General features: G+C 68.6%; 22 protein-coding genes. 11 read left to right on the forward strand and 11 right to left on the reverse strand.

The genetic code is table 11. The features are described 5' to 3' along the window. Positions 1–116: 116 nt before the first annotated feature. The 3 genes from IM689_RS07175 to IM689_RS14675 all read left to right on the forward strand — a co-directional run bounded on the left by IM689_RS07175 (position 117) and on the right by IM689_RS14675 (position 3,037). Positions 117–962, forward strand: a complete 846-nt coding sequence (locus IM689_RS07175; RefSeq protein WP_047312448.1) for an HpcH/HpaI aldolase/citrate lyase family protein — start codon at positions 117–119, stop codon at positions 960–962. A 118-nt stretch (positions 963–1,080) separates the two neighbouring features. Continuing rightward, positions 1,081–2,160 carry a DNA integrity scanning diadenylate cyclase DisA gene (gene disA / locus IM689_RS14670; RefSeq protein WP_047312449.1) on the forward strand — a complete coding sequence of 360 codons (1,080 nt, stop codon included), beginning with the start codon at positions 1,081–1,083 and terminating at the stop codon, positions 2,158–2,160. 4 nt (positions 2,161–2,164) lie between these two features. Next, positions 2,165–3,037, forward strand: a complete 873-nt coding sequence (locus tag IM689_RS14675; protein ID WP_319803831.1) for an HhH-GPD family protein — start codon at positions 2,165–2,167, stop codon at positions 3,035–3,037. A gap of 74 nt (positions 3,038–3,111) precedes the next feature. Here IM689_RS14675 and IM689_RS07185 read toward each other — a convergent pair whose 3' ends face one another. Together IM689_RS07185 and IM689_RS07190 are read right to left on the reverse strand one after the other, a co-directional pair. Continuing rightward, a complete protein-coding gene (locus IM689_RS07185; RefSeq protein WP_129664984.1) occupies positions 3,112–3,648 on the reverse strand; it encodes a gluconokinase in 537 nt (178 codons plus the stop codon). 23 nt (positions 3,649–3,671) lie between these two features. Next, positions 3,672–5,114 (reverse strand): GntT/GntP/DsdX family permease, encoded by a 1,443-nt coding sequence (locus IM689_RS07190; protein ID WP_187037262.1) that lies wholly within the window; start codon positions 5,112–5,114, stop codon positions 3,672–3,674. Positions 5,115–5,800: 686 nt separating this feature from the next. Here IM689_RS07190 and IM689_RS07195 point away from each other — a divergent pair. Continuing rightward, positions 5,801–6,169, forward strand: coding sequence for a hypothetical protein (locus IM689_RS07195; RefSeq protein WP_118915063.1), 369 nt, complete (start codon positions 5,801–5,803; stop codon positions 6,167–6,169). Positions 6,170–6,232: 63 nt separating this feature from the next. On the opposite strand, the gene IM689_RS07200 is transcribed toward IM689_RS07195, so the two are convergent. Continuing rightward, on the reverse strand, positions 6,233–6,733 hold the full coding sequence (locus IM689_RS07200; RefSeq protein WP_118915065.1) for an amino-acid N-acetyltransferase: 501 nt from the start codon (positions 6,731–6,733) through the stop codon (positions 6,233–6,235). A gap of 90 nt (positions 6,734–6,823) precedes the next feature. Here IM689_RS07200 and IM689_RS07205 point away from each other — a divergent pair, with 90 nt between their 5' ends. Next, positions 6,824–7,729: a ketopantoate reductase family protein gene (locus IM689_RS07205; RefSeq protein ID WP_193643468.1), complete on the forward strand. Its 906-nt coding sequence runs from the start codon at positions 6,824–6,826 to the stop codon at positions 7,727–7,729. An 85-nt stretch (positions 7,730–7,814) separates the two neighbouring features. Here IM689_RS07205 and IM689_RS07210 read toward each other — a convergent pair whose 3' ends face one another. Continuing rightward, a complete protein-coding gene (locus IM689_RS07210; protein WP_047312456.1) occupies positions 7,815–10,436 on the reverse strand; it encodes an ATP-dependent Clp protease ATP-binding subunit in 2,622 nt (873 codons plus the stop codon). 242 nt (positions 10,437–10,678) lie between these two features. Here IM689_RS07210 and IM689_RS07215 point away from each other — a divergent pair, with 242 nt between their 5' ends. Continuing rightward, positions 10,679–11,851, forward strand: coding sequence for a hypothetical protein (locus IM689_RS07215; RefSeq protein WP_193643469.1), 1,173 nt, complete (start codon positions 10,679–10,681; stop codon positions 11,849–11,851). A gap of 27 nt (positions 11,852–11,878) precedes the next feature. Here the strand turns inward: IM689_RS07215 and ku are convergent, their stop codons facing one another. Then, a complete protein-coding gene (ku, locus tag IM689_RS07220) occupies positions 11,879–12,670 on the reverse strand; it encodes a non-homologous end joining protein Ku (protein ID WP_047312457.1) in 792 nt (263 codons plus the stop codon). A 56-nt stretch (positions 12,671–12,726) separates the two neighbouring features. Between ku and ligD (IM689_RS07225) the strand changes: the two genes are divergently transcribed. Together ligD (IM689_RS07225) and ligD (IM689_RS07230) are read left to right on the forward strand one after the other, a co-directional pair. Beyond that, a complete protein-coding gene (ligD, locus tag IM689_RS07225; RefSeq protein WP_193643470.1) occupies positions 12,727–13,674 on the forward strand; it encodes a non-homologous end-joining DNA ligase in 948 nt (315 codons plus the stop codon). After that, positions 13,667–14,548, forward strand: coding sequence for a non-homologous end-joining DNA ligase (gene ligD, locus IM689_RS07230; protein WP_193643471.1), 882 nt, complete (start codon positions 13,667–13,669; stop codon positions 14,546–14,548). Before ligD (IM689_RS07225) ends, ligD (IM689_RS07230) begins: the two co-directional genes overlap by 8 nt. Positions 14,549–14,613: 65 nt before the next feature. On the opposite strand, the gene IM689_RS07235 is transcribed toward ligD (IM689_RS07230), so the two are convergent. The 5 genes from IM689_RS07235 to IM689_RS07255 all read right to left on the reverse strand — a co-directional run bounded on the left by IM689_RS07235 (position 14,614) and on the right by IM689_RS07255 (position 17,819). Next, a complete protein-coding gene (locus IM689_RS07235; RefSeq protein WP_193643472.1) occupies positions 14,614–14,934 on the reverse strand; it encodes a histone-like nucleoid-structuring protein Lsr2 in 321 nt (106 codons plus the stop codon). Positions 14,935–15,030: 96 nt separating this feature from the next. Continuing rightward, complete coding sequence (locus IM689_RS07240; protein ID WP_047312459.1) at positions 15,031–15,294, reverse strand: hypothetical protein; 264 nt, start codon at positions 15,292–15,294, stop codon at positions 15,031–15,033. An 83-nt stretch (positions 15,295–15,377) separates the two neighbouring features. Further along, entirely contained in the window at positions 15,378–16,232 is an 855-nt protein-coding gene (panC, locus tag IM689_RS07245) for a pantoate--beta-alanine ligase (RefSeq protein ID WP_193643473.1), read from the reverse strand. Next, a complete protein-coding gene (locus tag IM689_RS07250) occupies positions 16,229–17,167 on the reverse strand; it encodes a Rossmann-like and DUF2520 domain-containing protein (RefSeq protein ID WP_193643604.1) in 939 nt (312 codons plus the stop codon). The genes panC and IM689_RS07250 overlap by 4 nt, the downstream gene beginning before the upstream one ends. Before the next feature lie 88 nt (positions 17,168–17,255). After that, the gene (locus IM689_RS07255) at positions 17,256–17,819 is read right to left on the reverse strand and encodes a P-loop NTPase family protein (RefSeq protein WP_227484583.1); all 564 of its coding nucleotides are present in this window, start codon (positions 17,817–17,819) and stop codon (positions 17,256–17,258) included. 78 nt (positions 17,820–17,897) lie between these two features. Between IM689_RS07255 and IM689_RS07260 the strand changes: the two genes are divergently transcribed. Then, the gene (locus IM689_RS07260) at positions 17,898–18,932 is read left to right on the forward strand and encodes an SAM-dependent methyltransferase (protein ID WP_319803832.1); all 1,035 of its coding nucleotides are present in this window, start codon (positions 17,898–17,900) and stop codon (positions 18,930–18,932) included. Positions 18,933–18,945: 13 nt separating this feature from the next. Here IM689_RS07260 and IM689_RS07265 read toward each other — a convergent pair whose 3' ends face one another. Beyond that, positions 18,946–19,491 carry a CGNR zinc finger domain-containing protein gene (locus IM689_RS07265; protein WP_193643475.1) on the reverse strand — a complete coding sequence of 182 codons (546 nt, stop codon included), beginning with the start codon at positions 19,489–19,491 and terminating at the stop codon, positions 18,946–18,948. An 81-nt stretch (positions 19,492–19,572) separates the two neighbouring features. On the opposite strand from IM689_RS07265, the gene IM689_RS07270 reads away from it, so the two are divergent. Together IM689_RS07270 and IM689_RS07275 are read left to right on the forward strand one after the other, a co-directional pair. Continuing rightward, entirely contained in the window at positions 19,573–20,694 is a 1,122-nt protein-coding gene (locus tag IM689_RS07270) for an EamA family transporter (protein ID WP_193643476.1), read from the forward strand. 254 nt (positions 20,695–20,948) lie between these two features. Next, on the forward strand, positions 20,949–22,115 hold the full coding sequence (locus IM689_RS07275; protein WP_193643477.1) for an NADH-quinone oxidoreductase subunit D: 1,167 nt from the start codon (positions 20,949–20,951) through the stop codon (positions 22,113–22,115). Positions 22,116–22,796 lie beyond the last annotated feature (681 nt).

The following is a 22,796-nucleotide window of genomic DNA, read 5'->3' on the forward strand; positions in this document are numbered from 1 at the left end:
CCGCCGCCCATTCGTACTGCGGAGTACGCCCCGCCGACCCTTAGGGTGATGTACGTCGAGCGCGCCTTTCCGGCCGCGCGGACGAAACCGACGACGACTGAGGAACGAAACAAGACGTGTTTTCCGGACGCAATGCCCGCGCGGCCGCCCTCCCGGCCACCCTTTCCCGTAGCTGGCTGCTCGCCAGCGCCATGAAGCCCGAGCTGTTCGATACCGCTCTGGCATCCGAGGCCGACTCGGTCATCTTCGACATCGAGGACGCGGTGCCGGCCGAGCACAAGTCCTCCGCCCGTGACGCGGTGGTCAACGCCCTGCGCGACGGCATGACCGGCTGGGTGCGCATCAACGACATCAACACCGAGTACTGGGCCGACGACCTCGAGGCGCTCCACGGCGTACCCGGACTGCGCGGCGTCATGCTCGCCAAGACGGAGAAGCCGGAGCACGTCACGCTCACGGCCATGCGCCTGGCCGCCGGCACCCCGGTGCTCGCGCTCATCGAATCGGCCCTCGGCGTCGAGAGCGCCACGGCCATCGCCTCGGCCCCGGGCACGTTCCGCCTCGCCTTCGGCGTCGGCGACTTCCGTCGTGACACCGGCGCGAGTGACGACCCGATGGCTCTGGCCTACGCGCGCGCCAAGCTCGTCGTGGCCTCCCGCGTCGGCCAGCTGCCCGGCCCGATCGACGGTCCCACGCTGACCGACTCCGACGACGCGCTCCTCGAGGCTTGCAAGGTCACCCAGAGCATGGGCATGACCGGCAAGCTGACGCTGCGCGCCGAGCAGACCGACACGATCAACCACGGCCTCGCCCCGAGCGACACCGAGATCAAGTGGGCCGCCGAACTGCTCGATGAGCACGAGCACGGCGGCGGTTCGCGTGACGGCAGCTACGCCCCGCGTCTGGCCCGCGCCCAGAAGATCCGCAACCTCGGCGAGTCCTACGGTCTGTGGACGTCCTGACCGTCCGGTGAACGCGGCCTCGGACGCACGTCACGAAGGTGTCACGACGTGCGTCCGAACCGCCTCGGCACGTTATGTTCAACATGGTGATTCACCGCCCGGTGTGAAGGAGAAGAGCGTGGCTGAGCGTTCCGACGAGACGCTCCTGTGGGAGACCCTCGCGGCCATCGCCCCCGGCACGGAGTTGCGTGACGCCCTGGAGCGCATCCTGCGTGGCCGCACGGGCGCACTCATCGTCGTCGGGCACGACGACGTGGTCGACTCGATCTCCACGGGGGGGTTCCCCATCGACATCGAGTTCTCGGCCACGCGACTTCGCGAGCTGGCCAAGATGGACGGCGGCATCGTCGTCTCGTCGGGTCTCGAACGCATCATTGGCGCCGCCATCCAGTTCGTGCCGGACAGCTCGATCGAGACCCGCGAATCCGGCACGCGTCACCGCACCGCCGAGCGCGTCGCGAAGCAGACCGGCTACCCCGTCATCTCCGTGAGCCAGTCGATGCAGATCATCGCCGTCTACGTCGGCAACCTGCGTCACGTTGTCGAGGGTTCCCCCGCCATCCTGTCGCGCGCCGGTCAGGCCCTGCAGACGCTCGAGCGGTACAAGAAGCGTCTCGACGAGGTCACCGGCTCGCTCTCCGCTCTCGAGATCGAAGACCTCGTGACCGTGCGCGATGTCGCCCAGGTGCTCCAGCGCCTCGAGATGGTGCGCCGGATCAACGACGAGATCTCCGAGTACGTCGTCGAACTCGGTACCGACGGCCGCCTCATCGACCTGCAGCTGCAGGAACTCGTCGGCTCCCTGGGTGACGACCGGGAGCTCGTCATCCGCGACTACCTCGCCTCGGCCCGTGACGGGTTCACGTTCGAGCAGGCCGACGCCAACCTCGCCGCCCTCAGCTCCGCGGACCTCATCGACATCTCCGCCAACGCCCGCGCCGTCGGTTTCGCCGTGGTCGGCGACTCCCTCGACGCGCTCGTCACGCCTCGCGGATACCGCCTGCTGTCGAAGGTGCCGCGCCTGCCGGGCGCCATCATCGAGCGCCTCGTCGACAACTTCGGCAGCCTGCAGGCTCTGCTCGGTGCCGAGTTCGACGACCTGCTTCAGGTCGACGGCGTCGGCGAATCCCGCGCACGCGCTGTGCGCGAGGGGCTCTCCCGCCTCGCCGAGAGCAGCATCCTCGAACGCTACGTCTGAGCGCGTGAGCACCGCCCTCGTCGTCCGGCTGAACGACTGGTTCCTCGCCCACTCGCGCCCGCTGCCGTGGCGTGAGCCCGGCACGACGCCCTGGGGCATCTTCCTCTCCGAAGTGATGAGCCAGCAGACTCCCGTCACCCGCGTCGCGCCGCTGTGGCAGGAGTGGATGGCTCGCTGGCCCACGCCCGCGGACCTCGCGGCCGCACCCGCCGGCGACGCCGTCCGTCACTGGGGCCGCCTCGGCTACCCGCGCCGGGCGCTACGTCTGCACGCGGCGGCCGTCGCGATGGTCGAGCGACATGACGGCGACGTGCCGTCCACGTCCGAAGAACTGCTCGCGCTTCCGGGTGTCGGCGAGTACACGGCAGCCGCGGTGGCGGCGTTCGCGTTCGGGGAGCGCATTCCTGTCATCGACACGAACATCCGACGCGTCGAAGCGCGCGCTGTCACCGGCGTTCAGTTCCCGCGCCCCAGCCTCAGCGCTGCCGAGCGGGCGTTGGCCGCTGAACTGCTCCCGCATGAGGACCACGTGTTGTGGAACGCCTCGTCGATGGAGTTCGGTGCGGTCATGTGCACCGCGAAGGCGCCTGCCTGCGGCGAGTGCCCGGTCCTCGACCTGTGCGCGTGGCAGCAGGCCGGCGCTCCGGCGTACGACGGCCCCGCACGACGCGGACAGGCCTGGGCTGGCACGGATCGCATGGTTCGCGGCAAACTGCTCGCCGTCCTGCGCGAGCGTGACGGCGCGGTGCCGCACGACGACCTGCGTCAGGTCTGGGACGACGAGGTGCAGCGTGAGCGCTGCCTCGACTCGCTCGTAGCCGACGGGCTCGTCGACCTCGTGGGCGACGACTCGTTCGCCCTGCCGGGGCACGCCTAGCCGGTGACGTTCGTTGCGGTTGGTGACGGTGCACCGTCACCAACCGCAACGAACTCAGCCAACCAGAGCGTTGGTCAGGTGGCGGAGCCCTCGCCGTGGAGGTTCAGCGCCTTGAGCACCTCGCGGAGCACGGCCTCCTGGCCGCCCGTGGACTCGACGATGACGCCGGGCTCGTCCTCGCTCAGCTCCTCGAGCGTGTCGAGCTGTGACTGCAGGAGCGACGCCGGCATGTAGTGACCCTTGCGCTCGGCGAGGCGGCGCTCGAGTTCCTCACGCGACACGTCGACGTGGCAGAACGTCACGCCCGGGCGCCCCTCGCGCAGCAGGTCGCGGTAGGTGCGCTTGAGCGCACTGCACGTGATGACGGCGCTCTTGCCCTCGCCCTCGTGCTCGTCGATCCACTCACCGATCTTGCGCAGCCACGGCCAGCGGTCCTCGTCCGTGAGCGGGATGCCGTTGCGCATCTTCTCGACGTTCGCCGCGGGGTGCAGGTCGTCGCCTTCGACGTACGTCCACCCCAGGTGCTCCGCGAGACCCTCGGCCACGGTGGTCTTGCCGGAGCCGGAGACGCCCATGACGATGACGAACTGCGGTGCACTGGGAGAAGTCATACGGCTCACCCTAGACCCGGAGCTCACACGAGCATCCAGGCCATGGCGCAGAACGCGAAGCCCGCGACGGAGATGACGGTCTCCATGAGCGACCACGACTTGAGCGTCTGGACGACCGTGAGCCCGAAGTACTCCTTGACGAGCCAGAAGCCCGCATCGTTGACGTGGCTGAAGAACACCGAGCCGCACCCGATGGCCAGCACGACGAGGGCGAGCTGGTTGGCGTCGAGGCCGGTGAGCATCGGCGCGACGATGCCGGCCGCAGTGATGGTCGCGACCGTCGCCGAACCCGTCGCGAGACGGATACCGACGGCGACGAGCCACGCCATGAGCAGGGGCGAAAGGTTCTTGCCCTCGGCCCATTCCTTGATGACGTTGCCGACACCGGCGTCGACGAGCAGCGTCTTGAAACCACCACCGGCAGCGACGATGAGGATGATGCCGGCGACGGCGGGCAGGCCGTTGCTCATGACGCCGTTGGCGGTCGCGAGCGACATCCCGCTGCCCTTACCGAGCGCGAACAGGGCGACGAGCACGGCCAGCATGAGTGCCACCGACGGCGTGCCGAAGAACTTCACGACGGTGAGGAACGTGCCCGAGTCGGGCAGGAAGATCTCCGTGATCGATGCGAGCAGCATGAGCACGACAGGCAGCAGGATGCAGCCGATGGCCGCGCCGAACGAAGGGCGCTTCGTGGCGGGCGAGGCGGCCTTGCCGTCCGCCGACTCCTCGGCCAGGTCGGAGTCCCCGACGGCCGCACCGGGCGAACCTGCGTCAGCAGCGAGTTCGGCGGGAGCGTCCACCGGCACGAGTCGGGCAATGAGACGCGCGAGCAGCGGGCCCGCGATGATGAGCGTCGGGATGGCGAGGAGCACGCCGAACATCAGGGTGCGGCCGGTGTCGGCCTTGACCGCTTCGATGGCAGCCACCGGGCCGGGGTGCGGCGGCACGAGTGCGTGGAGCACCGAGAGGCCTGCGAGCGCCGGGATGCCGACGAGCAGCACGGGCTGCTTGGCGCGGCGCGCGACTGAGAGAACCACCGGGATGAGGAGGACGACGCCGATCTCGAAGAACATCGGCAGACCGATGATGGCCGCGACGAGCGCCATCATCCACGGCAGCGCGGCTGCTTTCACGCCGAAGACGAGCTTGTCGACGATGGCGTTGCCGCCGCCGGAGTCCGCGAGCAGCTGGCCGACCATGGCGCCGAGCGCGACGAGCAGACCGACCGAGCCGACCGTCGTGCCGAACCCGGTGGTGAAACTCTTCACTGCGGCCTCGCCGGGCACCCACGCCACGAGCGCAAGCGCCGCGCTTCCGAGGATGAGCGCGAGGAACGGGTGCAGCTTGGCGGCGGTGATGCCGAGGACGACGACGGCGATGCCCGCGAGCGCCGCGAGCGCGAGTTGCCCGGACGACGCGCTCGAGAGCGGCTCGGCAGCGTCGGCTGCCAGGAAGTGGACCATGAGGTGTCCTTCGAACGGAGGTGGGTGAAACGACGTACCGGTCGCACGCGGGCCGACGTCACCTCACCGTAGGACTCCCCCACGGCGGCCAAGCCCCCGGATCGGTTCCGGTTGAGTCACGATCTTTCACCGGCCCGCTCGCCCCCTCGGCTCCCCGTGAGTGACGCGGCTGCGGCGCAAACGCCTGCCACGTACCGCTCGCGATGCCTGCAGCGATCTCGTTCCGGCGCTTGCGGGCCGCCGTGAACGTCGACGCCCGCTCGACGTGAATCACTCCGCCGTTGCGCGCGACGTAGACCGGCCACGGCCGGCGCAGAAGGACGCGCCAAAGGGCCAGAAGCGGAAGAGTCAGGAGCAGCAGTGCCAGCTCGCCCATGACGAGACTTGCCGCCACGACTAGAGGCACGAGGAGAACAACCAGGACGACCGCCCCTGCATCGCCGGAGAGCCCACCGAGACTCCTGGTGTCGCTCTTGCGACGAAACCCAGAAGCAGTTCGGCGACGCGTGGTGTGCCCGGCTCCCACGGCAACCAACGGCATCGCACGCGGTACACCTGCCGACGCGTGGCGTCGTCACCCGCGATCGTCACGTTCACTGCTCCAGTGTCCTCCACGCCTGATCGGTTCGCCCGCACAGTGGGCTGTACTGACCTGCTTCCCCACCCGTTCTCGTACCGTTGTCGACATGAACGAGCCTGCTGCGCTTCGCATCACGGCCCTCGGGAACCGAGTCGCGTCGATGGGCCAGAAGGTCGTCGTCGAGGTCGACGCCGACCGCACGCACGTCACGCTGCGCGCTCCGTTCTACCGTCGCTCGATTCCGCTGCGGGACATCGCATCCGCCGAGGCCCACCCCGACGACGGTCGCAACCACGGCGCCCTCAACTGGTTCGTCGTCGGCCGGGAGAACTCATCCGGCGGCGTGCGCCTCAACACCGGCGGGCAGGCTCGCGTCGACATCGTGACGAGCGACGCTCGCCGTTACGGCGTCGTCGTGGACACCATGGAGCGGGCTCGGCAGATCGTCGACGCCCTCCGCGTCACCGGCCACTGACCCGGCCCGGCCCGGCGCACAGCGCTGGGCCGGCGTCGACGCCAGAGGACAAGGACACACCCCTCAGAGCTGCAGCAGCATCCTCGTGTTGCCGAGCGTGTTCGGCTTCACCCGATCGAGGTCGAGGAACTCGGCGACACCTTCGTCGTATGACTGCAGCAACTCCGCGTACACCTCGCGCGTGACGGGCGCACCCTCGATCTCGACGAAACCGTGGCGACCGAAGAAGGCCGTCTCGAACGTCAGGCAGAACACGCGGCTCACGCCGACGGCGCGGGCGCGGCGCACGAGCTCGTCGAGAATCATCGAGCCGATGCCACGGCCCTTGACCGTCGGCGACACCGCGAGCGTGCGAACCTCCGCCACGTTCTCCCAGATGACGTGCAGGGCGCCGCAGCCGACGATCTCGCCGTCCAGCTCGACGACGACGAACTCCGACAGCGACTCGAAGTACGACACGACGGGCTTGTCGACGATGGCCTTCGACTCGACGTACGGCCCCACGAGCGTCCGAATGCCCCGCACATCGGGCGTGCGGGCGTTGCGCAACTGCGGGGAGGTCATTCCTTCAGCCTACGACGCCGCCGAACGCGGGGTTCGCCGTGATTGGATCGAGAGACTCACGCCCCCGAGTCGGAAAGCGCCAGGCACCCCGTGGAGAACTCACCCCAGCACATCGTCGTCCTCGGCCCCGGCGGTGTCGGTGGCCTCATCGCGGCCCTCGCCTCGGGCGCCGGGCAACGCGTCACGTGCCTCGCGTCCGAGTCGACGGCGGACGTTCTGCGCCGCGACGGCATCGCCGTCAGCAGTGCGCAGTTCGGCCACTTCACCGCGCCGGTCGAAGCCGACACGACGCTGCGTGAGCCCGCCGACCTCGTCTTCGTCACCGTCAAGGCCACGAGCCTCGAGGCGGCGCTCGAACGCCTCGACCCCGACGCCATCGGTGACGCGCTCATCGTCCCGCTGCTCAACGGCGTCGACCACATGACGCTCCTGCGCGAGCGCTACTCCCCCGGGCAGGTGACGGGCGGGGTCATCCGCGTGGAGGCCACGCGCCCGCGGCCGGGCATCGTGGAGCACGCCAGTTCGTTCGCCGACATCGACCTGGCGAGCTCGACCACCGACCACGCCCGCCTCGACGAAGCCGCCGCCACACTAAGTGCGATCGGTCTCGGCGCTCGCGTCCTCGACGACGAGGCGCAGATGCTCTGGGCCAAGCTCTCCTTCCTCGGCCCGTTCGCCCTGTCGACGACGGTGAACCGCGCACCCATCGGCGTCGTGCGCACGGAACACGCCGACGAGCTCGAAGCCATGATCGACGAAGCCGCCCTCGTGAGCTACGCCGAGTGCGGCGCCCGCTTCGACGAACGAGCCCGACAGCTGGCGGACGCGCTCGGAGACGCCGCGAAGTCCTCGATGCTGCGCGACGCCGAAGCCGGCCGTCCGACGGAGATCGACGCCATCGGCGGCGCCCTCCTGCGCGCCGGGGAGCGTCACGGCATCGACACCCCCGTCATCCGTGACGTCATGACGCGCCTGCAGCCACAACAGTCCAGCTGAGAGCGCCCCCAGCACACGACGAAGCGGCGGCCCGCCTCCCCGAAGGGAAGCGGGCCGCCGCTTCGTTGTCAGCTCAGCGAGAGCGTCAGGCCGTGGCCGTGCCCTCGCCGCCGCCGGTGTTGCCACCGACCGGGCCGCCGAAGTCCATCGGACCGGACAGGTCGTCCGACGACGGGACAGCGCCCTTCATGTCGGTGTCGACCTGGTCGGATGCTCGCGTGTGCTCCGAGAGCGCCTTCGGCGTGCCGGAGAACGTGAACTTCGCGTCCTTGCCCTCACCGTCGGCGTCCACGAGCACGAGGTCGCCCTTGGACAGCTCGCCGAAGAGGATCTTCTCCGACAGCTGGTCCTCGATCTCGCGCTGGATCGTGCGACGCAGCGGACGAGCACCGAGAGCCGGGTCGTAGCCGCGCTTGGCGAGCAGGTTCTTGGCGGTCTGCGTGAGCTCGATCGCCATGTCCTGGTCCTTGAGGCGCTCGTCCAGCTTCGCGACCATGAGGTCGACGATCTGCACGATCTCCTCCTGCGACAGCTGCGGGAACACGATCGTGTCGTCCACGCGGTTGAGGAACTCGGGGCGGAAGTGCTGCTTGAGCTCCTCCGAGACCTTCGCCTTCATCCGGTCGTAGTTGCTGCGCTGGTCGTTGCCGGCTGCGAAGCCGAGCGTGACGCCCTTCGCGATGTCGCGGGTACCCAGGTTCGTCGTCATGATGATGACGGTGTTCTTGAAGTCCACGACACGGCCCTGGCTGTCGGTCAGGCGACCGTCCTCCAGGATCTGCAGCAGCGAGTTGAAGATGTCGGCGTGAGCCTTCTCCACCTCGTCGAACAGGACGACCGAGAACGGCTTGCGACGCACCTTCTCCGTCAGCTGGCCGCCCTCTTCGTACCCGACGTAGCCGGGGGGCGAACCGAACAGACGCGAGACGGTGTGCTTCTCCGCGTACTCGGACATGTCGAGCGTGATGAGCGCGTCCTCGTCACCGAAGAGGAACTCGGCGAGCGACTTGGCGAGCTCGGTCTTACCCACACCGGTCGGGCCGGCGAAGATGAACGAACCACCGGGACGACGCGGGTCCTTGAGCCCCGCACGCGTACGACGGATGGCCTGCGACAGCGCCTTGATGGCGTCGTCGTTGCCAATGACGCGCTTGTGCAGCTCGTCCTCCATGCGCAGCAGTCGCGAGGACTCCTCCTCGGTCAGCTTGAACACCGGGATGCCGGTGGACGCGGCGAGAACCTCGGCGACGAGCTCCTCGTCGAGCACGGCCGCGACGTCCTGGTCGCCGGCCTTCCAGGCCTTCTCCTTGGCTTCCTTCTCCTCGACGAGCTTGCGCTCGTCGTCGCGCAGGGAGGCGGCCTTCTCGAAGTCCTGGCCGTCGATGGCCGATTCCTTCTCGCGACGCACGTGCGCGATCTTCTCGTCGAACTCGCGCAACTCCGGCGGAGCCGTCATGCGACGGATGCGCAGGCGAGCGCCGGCTTCGTCGATGAGGTCGATCGCCTTGTCCGGCAGGTACCGGTCGGTGATGTAGCGGTCGGCCATGTTGACGGCGCCGACGAGCGCGGAGTCGGTGATCGTCACGCGGTGGTGTGCCTCGTAGCGGTCACGCAGACCCTTGAGGATCTCGATCGCGTGCGGGATCGACGGCTCGTTGACCTGGATCGGCTGGAAACGACGCTCGAGCGCGGCGTCCTTCTCGATGTGCTTGCGGTACTCGTCGAGCGTCGTCGCACCGACCGTCTGCAGCTCACCGCGGGCGAGCATCGGCTTGAGGATCGACGCGGCGTCGATCGCACCCTCGGCGGCACCTGCGCCGACGAGGGAGTGGATCTCGTCGATGAACAGGATGATGTCGCCGCGCGTGCGGATCTCCTTGAGCACCTTCTTGAGGCGCTCCTCGAAGTCACCGCGGTAGCGGGAACCGGCGACGAGCGAGCCGAGGTCGAGCGAGTAGACGTGCTTGTCCTTGAGCGTCTCGGGCACGTCGCCCGCGACGATCGCGGCGGACAGGCCCTCGACGACGGCCGTCTTACCGACACCGGGCTCACCGATGAGCACCGGGTTGTTCTTCGTACGACGCGACAGCACCTGCATGACGCGCTCGATTTCCTTCTCGCGCCCGATGACCGGGTCGAGCTTGCCCTCGCGGGCGGCCTGCGTCAGGTTGCGACCGAACTGGTCGAGCACCGTCGAACCCGCGGGCGTGCCCTCGGCGGGGCCGGACGACGACGCGCCGACGCCGGCACCGGCCGGCTCACCCTTGCCCTGGTAACCCGAAAGGAGCTGGATGACGGTGGTGCGCACCGTCGACAGGTCTGCGCCGAGCTTGACGAGGACCTGCGCGGCAACGCCCTCACCCTCGCGGATGAGGCCGAGCAGGATGTGCTCGGTGCCGATGTAGCTGTGGCCGAGCTGCAGCCCCTCACGCAGGGAGAGCTCGAGAACCTTCTTCGCGCGGGGCGTGAAGGGAATGTGGCCGGACTGCGTCTGCTGCCCCTGGCCGATGATCTCCTGAACCTGTTCACGCACGGCGTCCAAGGAGATGCCGAGCGACTCGAGCGCCTTGGCGGCAACGCCTTCGCCTTCGTGGATGAGGCCCAGAAGGATGTGCTCCGTGCCGATGTAGTTGTGGTTGAGCATGCGCGCTTCCTCCTGCGCGAGCACCACCACACGGCGGGCACGGTCGGTAAACCGTTCGAACATGTCATCTCCTCGATGCCGAGATCTCACTCGATGCTAGCCGGGAGCGCCGAGATCGCACGTTTCGCGCGTTCGAGGCTCGCCGGGCTTCGACGTTGCCAACGCCTCGATCCGTCATCCTGTTCCGAATCGACGCCGGAAGTGGCACGCGTTCGCCGTGGGCGGAACCGAGCCCGATGTCCTGTGTGGGTTTGATGCGTGAAACCAACCGGGTCGCGGCTCGCCTCGTCGTTACGCTGGCCGACGTGCAAACCGTCACGCTCCGCCTCCGTGTCTTCGGCCTCGACGTCGATGTCGACGTGCCCGCGGAGCGAGCGGAGTCGATCCGTTCGCAGTGGGCGTGGTGTCTGCCCGATTCGCCTGCCCAGCGCGACATCGGGCCGCTGCCGGGCGCGCCCGAGCTCAACGACGAGCCCCTCACCGTCACGCGCGGCGCCGACGGCGAATCGGACGACCACATCGCCGACTACAACCTCACGACGAGCATCACCCGCGAGGCAATCGGACGCCGCGCAGCCCAGTTCGTCATGCTGCACGCCGGCGGCGTCGCGGAGCCGGAGACCGGCCGAGTCGCCGGGCTCGTCGCCGCATCAGGTACGGGCAAGACGACGGCCACCCGCCACTTCTGCTCCCGCGGCTACGGCTACGTCAGCGACGAGTCGCTCATCATCGGCGAGGCCCGCGCGGTCATGCCCTACCCGAAGCCGCTGTCGGTCGTCATCGACCCCAGCAAGCCGTACGAGAAGACACAGCACGACCCTGGCGAGGTGGGGCTCGCGTTCCCTCCGGCCGGGCCGCTGACGCTCGGACCGCTCGTCGTTCTCGTCCGCGAGCGTGGCGAGGAGGCGTCGGGCGACATCGCCCGCCTGGAGCACATTCATCTCTTCGACGGCCTCGCTCAGGTTCTCCCTCAGTCGTCGGCCATGCCGGAGATTCCCGGTTCGCTCGACGTCCTCGCGCGGCTCGCCCAGGGGGGTGGGGGCATCCACGAGATGCACTACCGCGAAATCGCCGAGACCGAGCACCTCCTGCGGAGGGCCCTCGCGCTCGAACCGCTGGAGCCGTTCTGGCGCCACGTGCCCGGCGCGTGGGGTGACACCTCGCCCTACCTTCCGCCGGAGCAGTTTCCCGTCGACCCCGATCGAGTGGCGGAGGGCCTCGAGGTCGAGCGCGCACGTTTCGTCGACGCCCTCGTCGACGACGAGGTCATGGAGGCCATCGTTCTGCTCGGCGCGACGCCGGTGCGGATGTCGGGGCTCGCGACACTCGTGTGGGACGCGAGCGCCGAGCCGCGCGACCTCGAGCAGCTCACGGCGCAGTGCGTCGCGGAGCTCGGCGACCACCCGGACACCACGGCCCTCGTGCAGGAGGCCCTCGTCCAGATGCTCGCCGACGGGGTGTTGCGCCCGGTCGAGTAGCGGAGTCGCGACCGGCGAGCCGCAGCGTCAGACCGCTTCGCCGCGCGCCTTCTTCGCCCGGTCGACGCTGGCCTGCAGAGCCGCGAGAAGATCGACGACCTCGGCGCTCTCCTCCTTCTCGGCCTCGGGCTCGTGGACCTCTCCCCCGGCGAGCTTGGCCTCGACGAGCTGCTTGACGGCCTGCTCGTACTCGTCCTCGTAGGCGCTCGGGTCGAAGTCACCCGAGAGCGATTCGACCAGCATCGCGGCCATCGCCTGCTCGGCGTCGGTGACCTCGCTCTTCTCGGCGAGCACCGCGAAGTCGGGCTCGCGCACCTCGTCGGGCCACAACAGCGTCTGCAGCACGAGGGTGTCCTCGTGAACGCGCAACACCGCCACGGTCACGCGCGTGCGGATGGCCACCGTCACGACGGCGACGCGGCCGCTCTCCTCAAGCGCGCTGCGCAGAAGGGCGTACGGCTTGATCGCGGCCTTGTCGGGTTCGAGGTAGTAGACCTTGTCGAGCACGAGCGGGCTGATCTGCTCGGCCGGCACGAAGCGGTCGACGGCGATCTCCTTGCTCGTCGACAGGGGCAGCTCGGCGAGGTCTGCGTCGGTGAGCACGACCATCTGACCCTCGTCGGTCTCGTAGCCCTTCGCGATGTCGCTGTAGGCCACCTTCTCGCCGTCGAGACTGCACACCCGCTGGTACTTGATGCGCCCGCCGTCCTCGGCGTGGACCTGACGGAACTGAACGTCGTGGTTCTCGGTGGCGGAGTACAACCGCACCGGCACGTTGACGAGGCCGAAGCTGACCGCGCCCTTCCAGATGGCTCGCATGGCGTCCTTTCCTCGCGGGCTGCGTGTGGCCCGCACACCGCGTCTAGGGTGAGCCTATGCGCCCCATGCTCGCCTCACCCGCAGCAGCGCCGCCGACGGGGCCGTCGTGGCGCCACGAGGTGAAGTGGGACGGCATTCGCGCCATCGTCACTGTGAGCGGCGGCGAGGTGAGCATCGCCACCCGGTCCGGCGCCGACGCCACGGCTCGCTTCCCCGAGATCACCGGCTCGCACCTCGCCGACTTCGACGACATCGTGCTCGACGGCGAGATCGTCGCCCTCGTCGACGGAGCACCCGACTTCCGCACGGTGATGCACCGGCTCGCTCCCGGAGGAAGCCGCTCGCGAATGTCGGCAACCTCGCCCGAGGACGCCCGGCGCATGGCCCGAACCCCCGTGCGGTTCATGGCCTTCGACGTCCTGCGCGCCGCCGGCCACGAGGTCGTCACGATGCCGTGGAGCGCCCGGCGCGCCCTGCTCGAGGGGGCGGGCGTGGCTGACGGCGTCGCCGTCGAGGTGCCGGAGGCGTACGAGGACGGCGCGGCCCTTTTCGCCGCGACGCTCGAACAGGGCGTGGAAGGCATCGTGAGCAAGCGCGTCGACGCTCCGTACCGACCCGGCGTGCGCAGCGAGGAGTGGCTCAAGAGCGTCCATCGCCAGGCTGACACCTTCGTCGTCGGAGGCTGGCGGCCGGTCGCGGGTTCGCTCGCGCAGGTGGGTGCGATCCTCGTCGGCGAGGTGACCGACGACGGCCTGCGCTACCGCGGCCGCGTGGGGACCGGCTTCTCCGCCTCCAGCGGTCGGGCGTTGCTCGAGTGGCTCACGCCGATGCCACAGTGCCCCTTCACCGCCGACGACCTGCCGCCCGAGGACCTCGAGGGCACGCACTGGGTGCGCCCGGAGATCACGGTCGACGTCACCCACCTCGGCCGCAGCGCCGGCGGGCGCCTGCGTCAGCCGTCCTACAAGGGTCTGCGCCTCGACATCGGAGGTGCGCGTGGCTGACGAACCGACGGTCACCGTCGCCGAGGTCGACGGGCGGCGCCTGAAGCTGACGAATCTCGACAAGCTCCTCTACCCCGCCACCGAGACGACGAAGGGCGAGGTGCTGCACTACTACGCGGCTGTCGCACCGCGCCTGTTGCCGCAGATGGCCGGGCGCCCCGTGACGCGCGTCCGCTTCCCCCACGGCGTGGGCGACCTCAACTTCTTCGAGAAGAACGTGCCCGGCGGCGCACCCACGTGGCTGACGGCGCACGACATCGACGGCGTGCGCTACCCCTTCGTCGACTCGACGGCGGCGCTCACCTACTTCGCCAATCTCGCGTCGCTCGAGTTCCACACGCCGCAGTGGCGCTGGGAGAACGGCGAGCGCCGGGCTCCCGATCGCCTCGTGCTCGACCTAGACCCCGGCGCACCCGCGGGCCTCGACGAGTGCGCGCGCGTGGCCCTCGTCATGAAGGACCTGCTCGATTCCCTCGGGTGGGCCTGCGTACCCGTCACCTCGGGCAGCAAGGGGATGCAGGTCTACGCGGCCCTCGACGGGAAACGCTCGAGCGACGAGGCCCGCGAGTTCGCCCGCGTCGTCGCGGAGAAACTCACCGAGCTCGAACCTGATCTCGTGACGGCCAAGATGACCAAATCCCTACGCCCGGGAAAGGTATTCATCGATTGGTCGCAGAACGTGGCGGCGAAGACGACCATCACGCCGTGGTCACTGCGCGGAAGGAACCGGCCCTTCGTTGCGCTGCCGCGCACGTGGGACGAGATCAGCAACGCGGCGGACAGCCCCGGAACTCTGGAACAGATCGATCTCGACGAGGTGCTCGATCACAGAATGCACTCGGAAGATCCTATGGACATCCTGAAAAGAGGATAAAACAAACCAAATGGTCCGCCATTGGATGAAATGACGAGCCCTTTGGTTTGTTCGCCGAGTTCAGTTCAGCCCTTGGCGGCGTCGAACGCCTTGAGAACGTCGGCCGAAACGCGACCACGGTCGCTGACCTTGTAACCGTTCGCACGACCCCACTCGCGAATCTCGTTCAGATCGTTACGAGCTGACGTCGCGCGAGCCTGCTGCTTGCGGCCACCGACACGACGCGCGTGCCCGACCCACTTCGAGAGCGAGTCGCGCAACTGCGCGGCGTTCGCGTCAGAGAGGTCGATCTCGTAGCTGACGCCGTCGAGACCGAATTGAATGGTCTCCGCGGCCTCTGAACCGTCGATGTCGTCCTCGAGCGTCACGTGTACACGCTGCGCCATGTTGTGCACCCCTTCAGGCCATTTCATTGCGCCGAGCACTGCGCTCGGTCACTTCAACAAGGCAAGCCTAACGAAAGGGTTAAGAAAAACGAAAATCTAATTATCACGATCGACCGAGCGATCAATTCGGCTATCCATCGTTCCAGGTGCAGACTTGGGAAGGTGCGCATTCTGCAGAACTGCGTCTGCTTCCTTCGGCGCGACGGTGCCCTTGGCAAGGTCGTGATCACGTTCCCACTGCTGCTGGGCGATGCGCTCGCGGCGGTCGCCCTCCATGATGTGGCGCATGATGACGTAGAAGAGACCGAGGATGCCGATGGACGGCACGAGCGTCTGAATGGCCGGCCACAGGGTGTCCACGACTTCACGTCCTTTCGTCGAATCCGAGCGCGGCGCTCGGAGCCTTCATTCTACGGATGCCCGCTCCGAGGCGGGCGCCCACGTCAGCGATCGCCGCCGATGACCAGCGGAATGTTGTCGATGAGGCGCGTCGTCCCCACCTTCGCGGCCACGGCGAGCAGTGCCTCTCCGCGGAAGTACTCGGGCACCTGTTCGAGCGTCACCGGGTCGACGAGCACGAGGTAGTCGACGAGCGCGAGCGGCTCATGCACGAGCACCTCACGGGCCGCACGCCGAACGGCGGCCGGGCCGGAGTTGCGTGCAGCTTCCCCGGCCTTGAGTGCCTTCGACAGGCACAGGGCCACCTCGCGGTCGTGCTCACTGAGGTAGACGTTGCGGCTGGAGAGGGCGAGGCCGTCGTGCTCGCGCACCGTCGGGACGCCGACGATCTCGACGGGCATGTCGAGGTCGCGCGCCATGCGCTTGATGAGCAGGAGCTGCTGCGCGTCCTTCTGCCCGTAGTAGGCGCGGGTCGGGCCGACGATGTTGAGCAACTTGTTGACGACGGTGAGCATGCCGTCGAAGTGACCGGGGCGCGATGCGCCCTCAAGAACGGTGCCGAGCGGGCCGGCGGAGATGCGGACGCCGGGCTCGCCGTCGGGGTAGACGACGTCGGGGCTGGGGGCGAACACGAGGTCAGCGCCCTCTCGCTCGCAGATCTCGAGGTCGCTCGTGAGCGTGCGCGGGTAACGAGACAGGTCCTCACCAGCGGCGAACTGCAGCGGGTTGAGGAAGATCGTCACGATGACGTTGTCGTTGGCGGCGCGTGCTTCACGGATGAGGGTGGCGTGGCCCTCGTGGAGGGCGCCCATCGTCATGACGACGGCGACGCTGCCGTCGAGCTTCGCTCGGGCGTCGGCGAACTCGGCTCGGGTGTGGGCGACGACGGGTGCGCTCATAGGGGTTCTCCTGGTGCTGGCGGTTCGGTGGTGTCGGAGGGGCCCGCGACATCGGGCGGGTCGAGGACGCCGAGGACGGCGTCGATCTGGATCGGGGTGAGCGCCCCGCGCGATCCCGCACGGCGGGCCGTGGCGAGCGCGAGGGCGCGGTAGGTGGGCGGGATGTCGCCGGCGACACCGTCGGCTGCGAGGGCATCGAGCATCGCGAGGTGACGCGTCAACGTGCCCGCATCGCCACGGGCGACGGGGCCGGTGAGGGCCTTGTCGCCACGCTCGAGGGCGTTGTCGAGGGCGGCTTCGAGTAGCGGCCGCAGGAGGCGTCCGGGGTCGTCGACGTCGATGCGGCGCAACAGTTCGGCGGCCTGCGCGACGAGGGTGACGAGGTGGTTCGAGCCGTGTGCGAGCGCTGCGTGGTACTGCGTGCGGTCGGCCTCGTCGAGGGTGAACGGCTCCCCGCCGATGTCGAGGACGAGGGCGTCCGCGACCATGCGGTGGTCGGGCATCGCCGTGACGGCGAAGGGGCATCCGGAGAGGCGCGGCAGGTCGGCGTCGGTGCCGCTGAACGTCATCGCCGGGTGGATGGCGAGGGGCACGCCGCCCGCCTCGACGACCGGGGAGAGCACGGCCAGGCCCTGCGCACCGCTCGTGTGAACGACGATGCGGGCGCCGAGAGCGCCCGGGAAGTCGAGTCCCGCGACGAGCGGTGCCAGTTCGTCGTCGGGGACGGTGAGCAGGAGCAGGTCGGCACGCTGGGCGACCTCCTGTGGCTGGAGGAGCGGCACGGCGGGCAGCAGCGCCTCGGCGCGCTCACGGCTCGCGTCGCTGACGCCGGACGCCGCGACGACCTCGTGCCCGGCCTTGCGCAACGCGGCAGCGAGGACGGCACCGACGCGTCCGGCACCGATGACGCCGACGCGAAGGCTCGGCGACCCCATTTCACTCACTCGCCCCACGCTACCTGCGATCCGCATCCCCGATGTTGACCGGGCGCCGCGGCACCGGCGCCTCGTTACGCAGGCAACATCACAACGCGTCGACGAGGCGGGCGGCGTCCGTGCGGTTCTGCACCCTGACGATCGGGAGGCCGGGGCGCGCTCTCGCCATCTCCTGGACGAGGCTACGGTTGCGGTCGTGCGTCGCCCAGGCCCACCGGACGATGTGCTCGGGGTCGGTGAAAACCTCATGCAGGGGGGCTTCGACGTTGCCGTTCCACAGCTCCTCGCGGTGCCGACGCCGTCGCACCGTGCGCGCGACGACCTGTCGCATGACGACGTGGCGCGGCAGGTCGAGCCAGACGACGAGGTCGGCGCGCTGCGCGAGGAGCGGGCGCACCTGGCTGTACTGCCATTCGGTGACCCAGGCCGCGCCTGCGCTGAAGCGCTCGACGTCGTCGAGGAAGGTGGCGCGCGGGGTCCAGTTCGGGCCGTGGAAGAGAGCGTCGATCTCGACGTGTTCGATGCCGAGCGCGTCGCCGATGCGGGCGGCGAGGGTTGTCTTCCCGGAGCCGGAAGTGCCCGCGACGAGAACGCGGCGGGCCGGTTCGCGCGATGTGCGGCTCACGAACTCGTCGACATCGATGATCGGCACCCGCCCATTCTCCCGATGATGAGCGGGCGCCGCGGCACGGGTGCCGCGTTCTTGAGGAAACATCGCGACAATGGGAGCGTGAGCACCCACCCCCGGCCTTGGTTCGACGCCTGGCACGATGCGCTCTACGGCGAAGCCGGTTTCTATCGACGCGACGAGGGGCCGGCGGGCCACTTCGCCACCTCGGCGCAGGGCATTCCCGGCGTCGCCGATGTGCTGGCTCAGGCGGTGCTCGCCTACGCCGAGCGCTGCGACGCCGAGGTCGTCGTGGACTTCGCATGCGGGCGCGGTGAACTCCTCGAGGCTCTCGCACGGTTCGCTGACCCGTCGCTCGAGCTCGTCGGCGTCGATGTCGTCGCTCGGCCGGACGCCGTGAGCGACCGCATCGCGTGGGTGCAGTCACCGGGTGCGGCCGCCGTTCCCGACTTCGATTTCCTCGACGGACGCCGCGCGCTCGTCGTCGCTCACGAGTGGCTCGACGTCGTGCCGTGCACGGTCGCCGAAGCAGACGACGACGGCGTCCTGCGCAGCGTTCTCGTCGCACACGACGGCACTGAGTCAGTCCGCGAGCCGCTCACCGAGCCCGAGCTCGACTGGGTCCGACGCTGGTGGCGGCCGCAGCACGATACTTCGGACGCCACGTCGTCTCCCGGCCCCGACGCTGCCGAGACCCACCTTCCCGGCGAGCGCGTCGAGGTCGGCCTCACCCGTGACCGCGCGTGGTCGAACCTGATCGAGAACGTGTCACGCCACGCCACGCCGGGCAGCGTTCTCGTCGGTGTGGACTACGGCCACACGAGCGCGACGCGGCCACCGCTCGGCACACTCACCGGGTTCCGCGAAGGCGCCGAGTGCACTCCGATCCCGGACGGTTCGTGCGACGTCACGGCCCACGTGGCCGTCGATTCCCTCGACGCCGATCACGTGACGACGCAGCGCGCCGTCATGCTCGATCTGTTCGGCGAGGAGCCCCTCGAGCCGGTGCCGCTCGACTTGGCGCACACCGACCCCCCGGCCTACCTGCAACGGCTGGCGGTGCGTTCGGCGCTGGCGGCCGCCGTCAGCCCCGACAGTTTGGGCGCGTTCTTCTGGTGGGTGCGCGAGATCCGCTGACCTTCGGCAGGCTTCAGTCGGTTTCGGCCGCCGCAGCCTGGCGCGCACGGTAGGCCGCGACGTTGGCCCTGTTGCCGCAGCCGCGATCGCAGTATCGGCGTGAGCGGTTCTTCGACAGATCCACGAGCACTCCCCCGCAGTCGCCGGCGCACATCTTGAGTCGTTCGAGTTCGTCGGCGCGGATGACGTCGATGAACGCCATGACCGATTCTACCGCGATGCGGCTCGCGAGCGGCGCGTCGGACGGCGTCGCGTGGAGGTGATAATCCCACCCGTCGTGGCGCACGAGCTGCGGCAGGGCCTCGTTCTGGAGGAGCACGTCGTTGACGAACGTGACGAGGTCGTCACGTGACATCGACCACGCTTCGAGGAAGCGGGGACGCAGCGCACGCACCTCGTCGAGCTCCGCTCGGGTGTGCGTGTGAGCACCCGTGTAGGCCCAGCTGCGCACGAATTCGTCGAGATCCCCGACGTTTTCGAGCGAGTCCTCCGGAGTCAACGTGTTGACGAGGGCCGCTGCGGACAGCAGCGAATCCTCCGTGTCATGACCAAACGCCATTTTGACTCCTGACCTCGTGACGACTTAATGTAACCGCTCAACGTACTTTTTACCACTTACACGAGAGTTGGAGGTGTTCCCATGGCTCCCACCCAGGTCGCGCACGACATCCACCCCGTTCCCGTTCCGACCCGCAAGCGATTCGGCCGACGCGAAGGTGCGATGTCACATACGAGCATGGGACTCATCGTCGCCATTGTCTCGTGTGCGGCATTCGGAACGTCGGGTTCCTTCGCCAAGGCGCTGCTCGGTTCCGGCTGGACGCCGGTGACGGCAGTCGCCGCCCGCATCACCATCGCAGCGTTCGTGCTCGCCGTTCCGACGGCGCTCGCCCTGCGCGGTCGTTGGCACACGGTGGCGGAGAACTGGAAGCCGATCGTCCTCTACGGCATCTTCGGCGTCGCGGGCTGCCAGCTCTTCTACTTCAACGCCGTGACCCACGTCAGCGTCGGCGTGGCGCTGCTCATCGAGTACCTCGCGCCGGTGCTGCTCGTCGGTTGGGCGTGGGCCCGCTACGGCCGCACCCCGCGTCGCCTCACCGTGGCAGGAATGCTCGCCGCGATCGTCGGATTACTCTTCGTTCTCGACGTGTTCAGCGGCCTCACGGTCGACCTCGTCGGCGTCGCGTGGGCCTTCGGCGCGGCGCTGTGCCTCGTCGTGTACTTCATCATCGCCAGTGACGACGAGTCGAGCCTCCCCTCGATCGCGCTCGCCGGTGGCGGCATGGTCGTCGGCGCCCTCATCCTGCTCGCAATCTGCGCCGTGCAGGCACTGCCTACCGCGGTGAGCACGCAGGACGTCGCCTTCGCCAGCAGCCACGTGCCGTTCTGGGTTCCGGTGCTCGGCCTCGCCGTCATCGCGGCGGCGATCGCCTACGCGACCGGCATCTACGCCGCACGCGTGCTCGGTTCCACGGTCGCGTCGTTCATCTCGCTGCTCGAGGTGCTCTTCGCCGTCGCGTTCGCGTGGATGATCGTCGGCGAGGTGCCGACGCTCGTGCAGGCCGTCGGCGGACTGTTCATCGTCGGCGGCGTGGTGCTCGTGCGCGTCGACGAGTCGCGTCACGCCGAGGCCTTCGGACCGGTCGTCGCCGCCGAGCACGACGAAGAGGTGACGCGCTGGCTCGACGAAGCCCAGGCGGCCGTCGTCGATGACGAGCACGTCGGCGGCGCCACCGCTCTGCGCGAGGCCGCCCGCTCCTGATCGGCTCGAAGGTGCGCACCGTGCGACGAGCACGGTGCGCACCTTCGTCGCTACGGGGCGAGACATGAGGACACAAGGGACAGGACGCCCCGCGCGCACCTCAACGCCCGGGGTGTAGGACTCTTCGTGCGAGGGCGGCGTCAGCGCACCTGGTTCCCCTGCGCCGCCGACGCACCGCCCGCCTCGGCGACCGCCCGCCGTCCGGCGCGTGGCGCGCCCGACGACTGCCGTCCCGCTTTGGCAGACTTGACCGCATGTCTACGAGCGCGCGCGAACTGACGGTCGGCATGGGAGCCGGGGGTCTCGCGACGTCGGACATGGTGCTCAACATCGGCCCGCAGCACCCGGCCACGCACGGTGTCCTGCGCCTGCGCATCACCCTCGACGGCGAGCGGATCACGAAGTGCGAACCGATCGTCGGGTACATGCACCGCGGTGCGGAGAAGCTGTTCGAGGTGCGCGACTACCGGCAGATCCTCGTGCTGGCGAACCGTCACGACTGGCTTTCGGCGTTCAGCAGCGAGATCGGCGTGTGCCTCGCGGTCGAGCGGGCACTCGGCATGGAGGTGCCCGAGCGCGCGACGTGGACGCGCACGTTGCTCTCCGAACTGAACCGGGTGCTCAACCACCTCATGTTCCTCGGCTCGTACCCGTTGGAGCTCGGCGCTATCACGCCGATGTTCTACGTGTTCCGCGAGCGCGAGGAACTGCAGGCCGTCATGGAGGAGATCGCCGGCGGCCGCCTGCACTACATGTTCAACCGCATCGGCGGGCTGCGCGACGACATCCCCGCAGGTTGGCTCGACCGTGCCGCCGAGGCCGTCGCGACGGTGCGCCGTCGCATGCCGGAGATCGAGAGCTTCATCGTCGGCAACCCGATCCTCAACGCCCGGACGAAGGGCGTCGGCGTCATCACGCCGGCGATGGTGGAGCAGTACGGCATCTCGGGGCCGATCGCGCGCGCCGCGGGTGTCGACGTCGACCTGCGCCGCGACGACCCCTACCTCGCCTACGGCGAGTTGTTCTCCCCGGGCAGCCCGGGCCGCGTCATCACGCGCCCGGAGGGCGATTCCTTGGCGCGACTCGAGGTGCTGCTCGACCAGACGCACGTCTCGCTCGACCTCGCGGATGCGTGCATCGAGAAGCTGCGGTCGCTGCCACAGGGCCCGGTGAACGTGAAACTGCCGAAGGTGCTCAAGGTGCCCGAGGGTTCGGGCTACGCGGCGACGGAGAACCCGCTCGGTTTCAACGGGTACTACCTCGTGTCGCGCGGCGAGAAGACGCCATGGCGTCTGAAGCTGCGGTCGGCCTCGTTCAACAACATGAGTTGCTTGGGCGAGGTGATGGAGGGCGAGCTCCTCGCGGACATGGTGGCGATTTTGGGGTCGATGTTCTTTGTGGTTGGGGATATCGACAAGTGAGTGCAGCCCTTGGGCGTGCTGGGAATCGCCGCAGCGCAGCGAGGACGGCTTCCGGCACGCCCGGGGTGCTCTCACTTGGAGCAATGGACATCGACAAGTAGGAACAGCCCTTGCGGTTGGTAGGGCCCGGAGCTTGCGGAGGGTTCTGCCAGCCGCGGGGTGTTTCTCCTTGGAGCAAGGGACATCGACAAGTAGGAACAGCCCTTGCGGTTGGTAGGGCCCGGAGCTTGCGGAGGGTTCTGCCAGCCGCGGGGTGTTTCTCCTTGGAGCAAGGGACATCGACAAGTAGGAACAGCCCTTGCGGTTGGTAGGGCCCGGAGCTTGCGGAGGGTTCTGCCAGCCGCGGGGTGTTTCTCCTTGGAGCAAGGGACATCGACAAGTAGGAACAGCCCTTGCGGTTGGTAGGGCCCGGAGCTTGCGGAGGGTTCTGCCAGCCGCGGGGTGTTTCTCCTTGGAGCAAGGGACATCGGCAAGTAGGAACAGCCCTTGCGACTGGTAGGACCCAGAGCCTGCGGAGGATTCTGCCCACGGCAGGGTGCATCCTCTGGATCGAGGCGCATCGGCCGAACCCTCGTCGCTTACGTCGGCGTAACCTCATTGCCCGTTTTGACTGTGAAGCAGGTCACAACGCTCTACTCTCAACGGTAGGGCACGTGTTGCCCGCAACCCTTCACCGGGCAA

The sequence above is a fragment of the Dermacoccus barathri genome (assembly GCF_015070805.1).
In the GTDB taxonomy this organism is placed as follows: domain Bacteria; phylum Actinomycetota; class Actinomycetes; order Actinomycetales; family Dermatophilaceae; genus Dermacoccus; species Dermacoccus abyssi.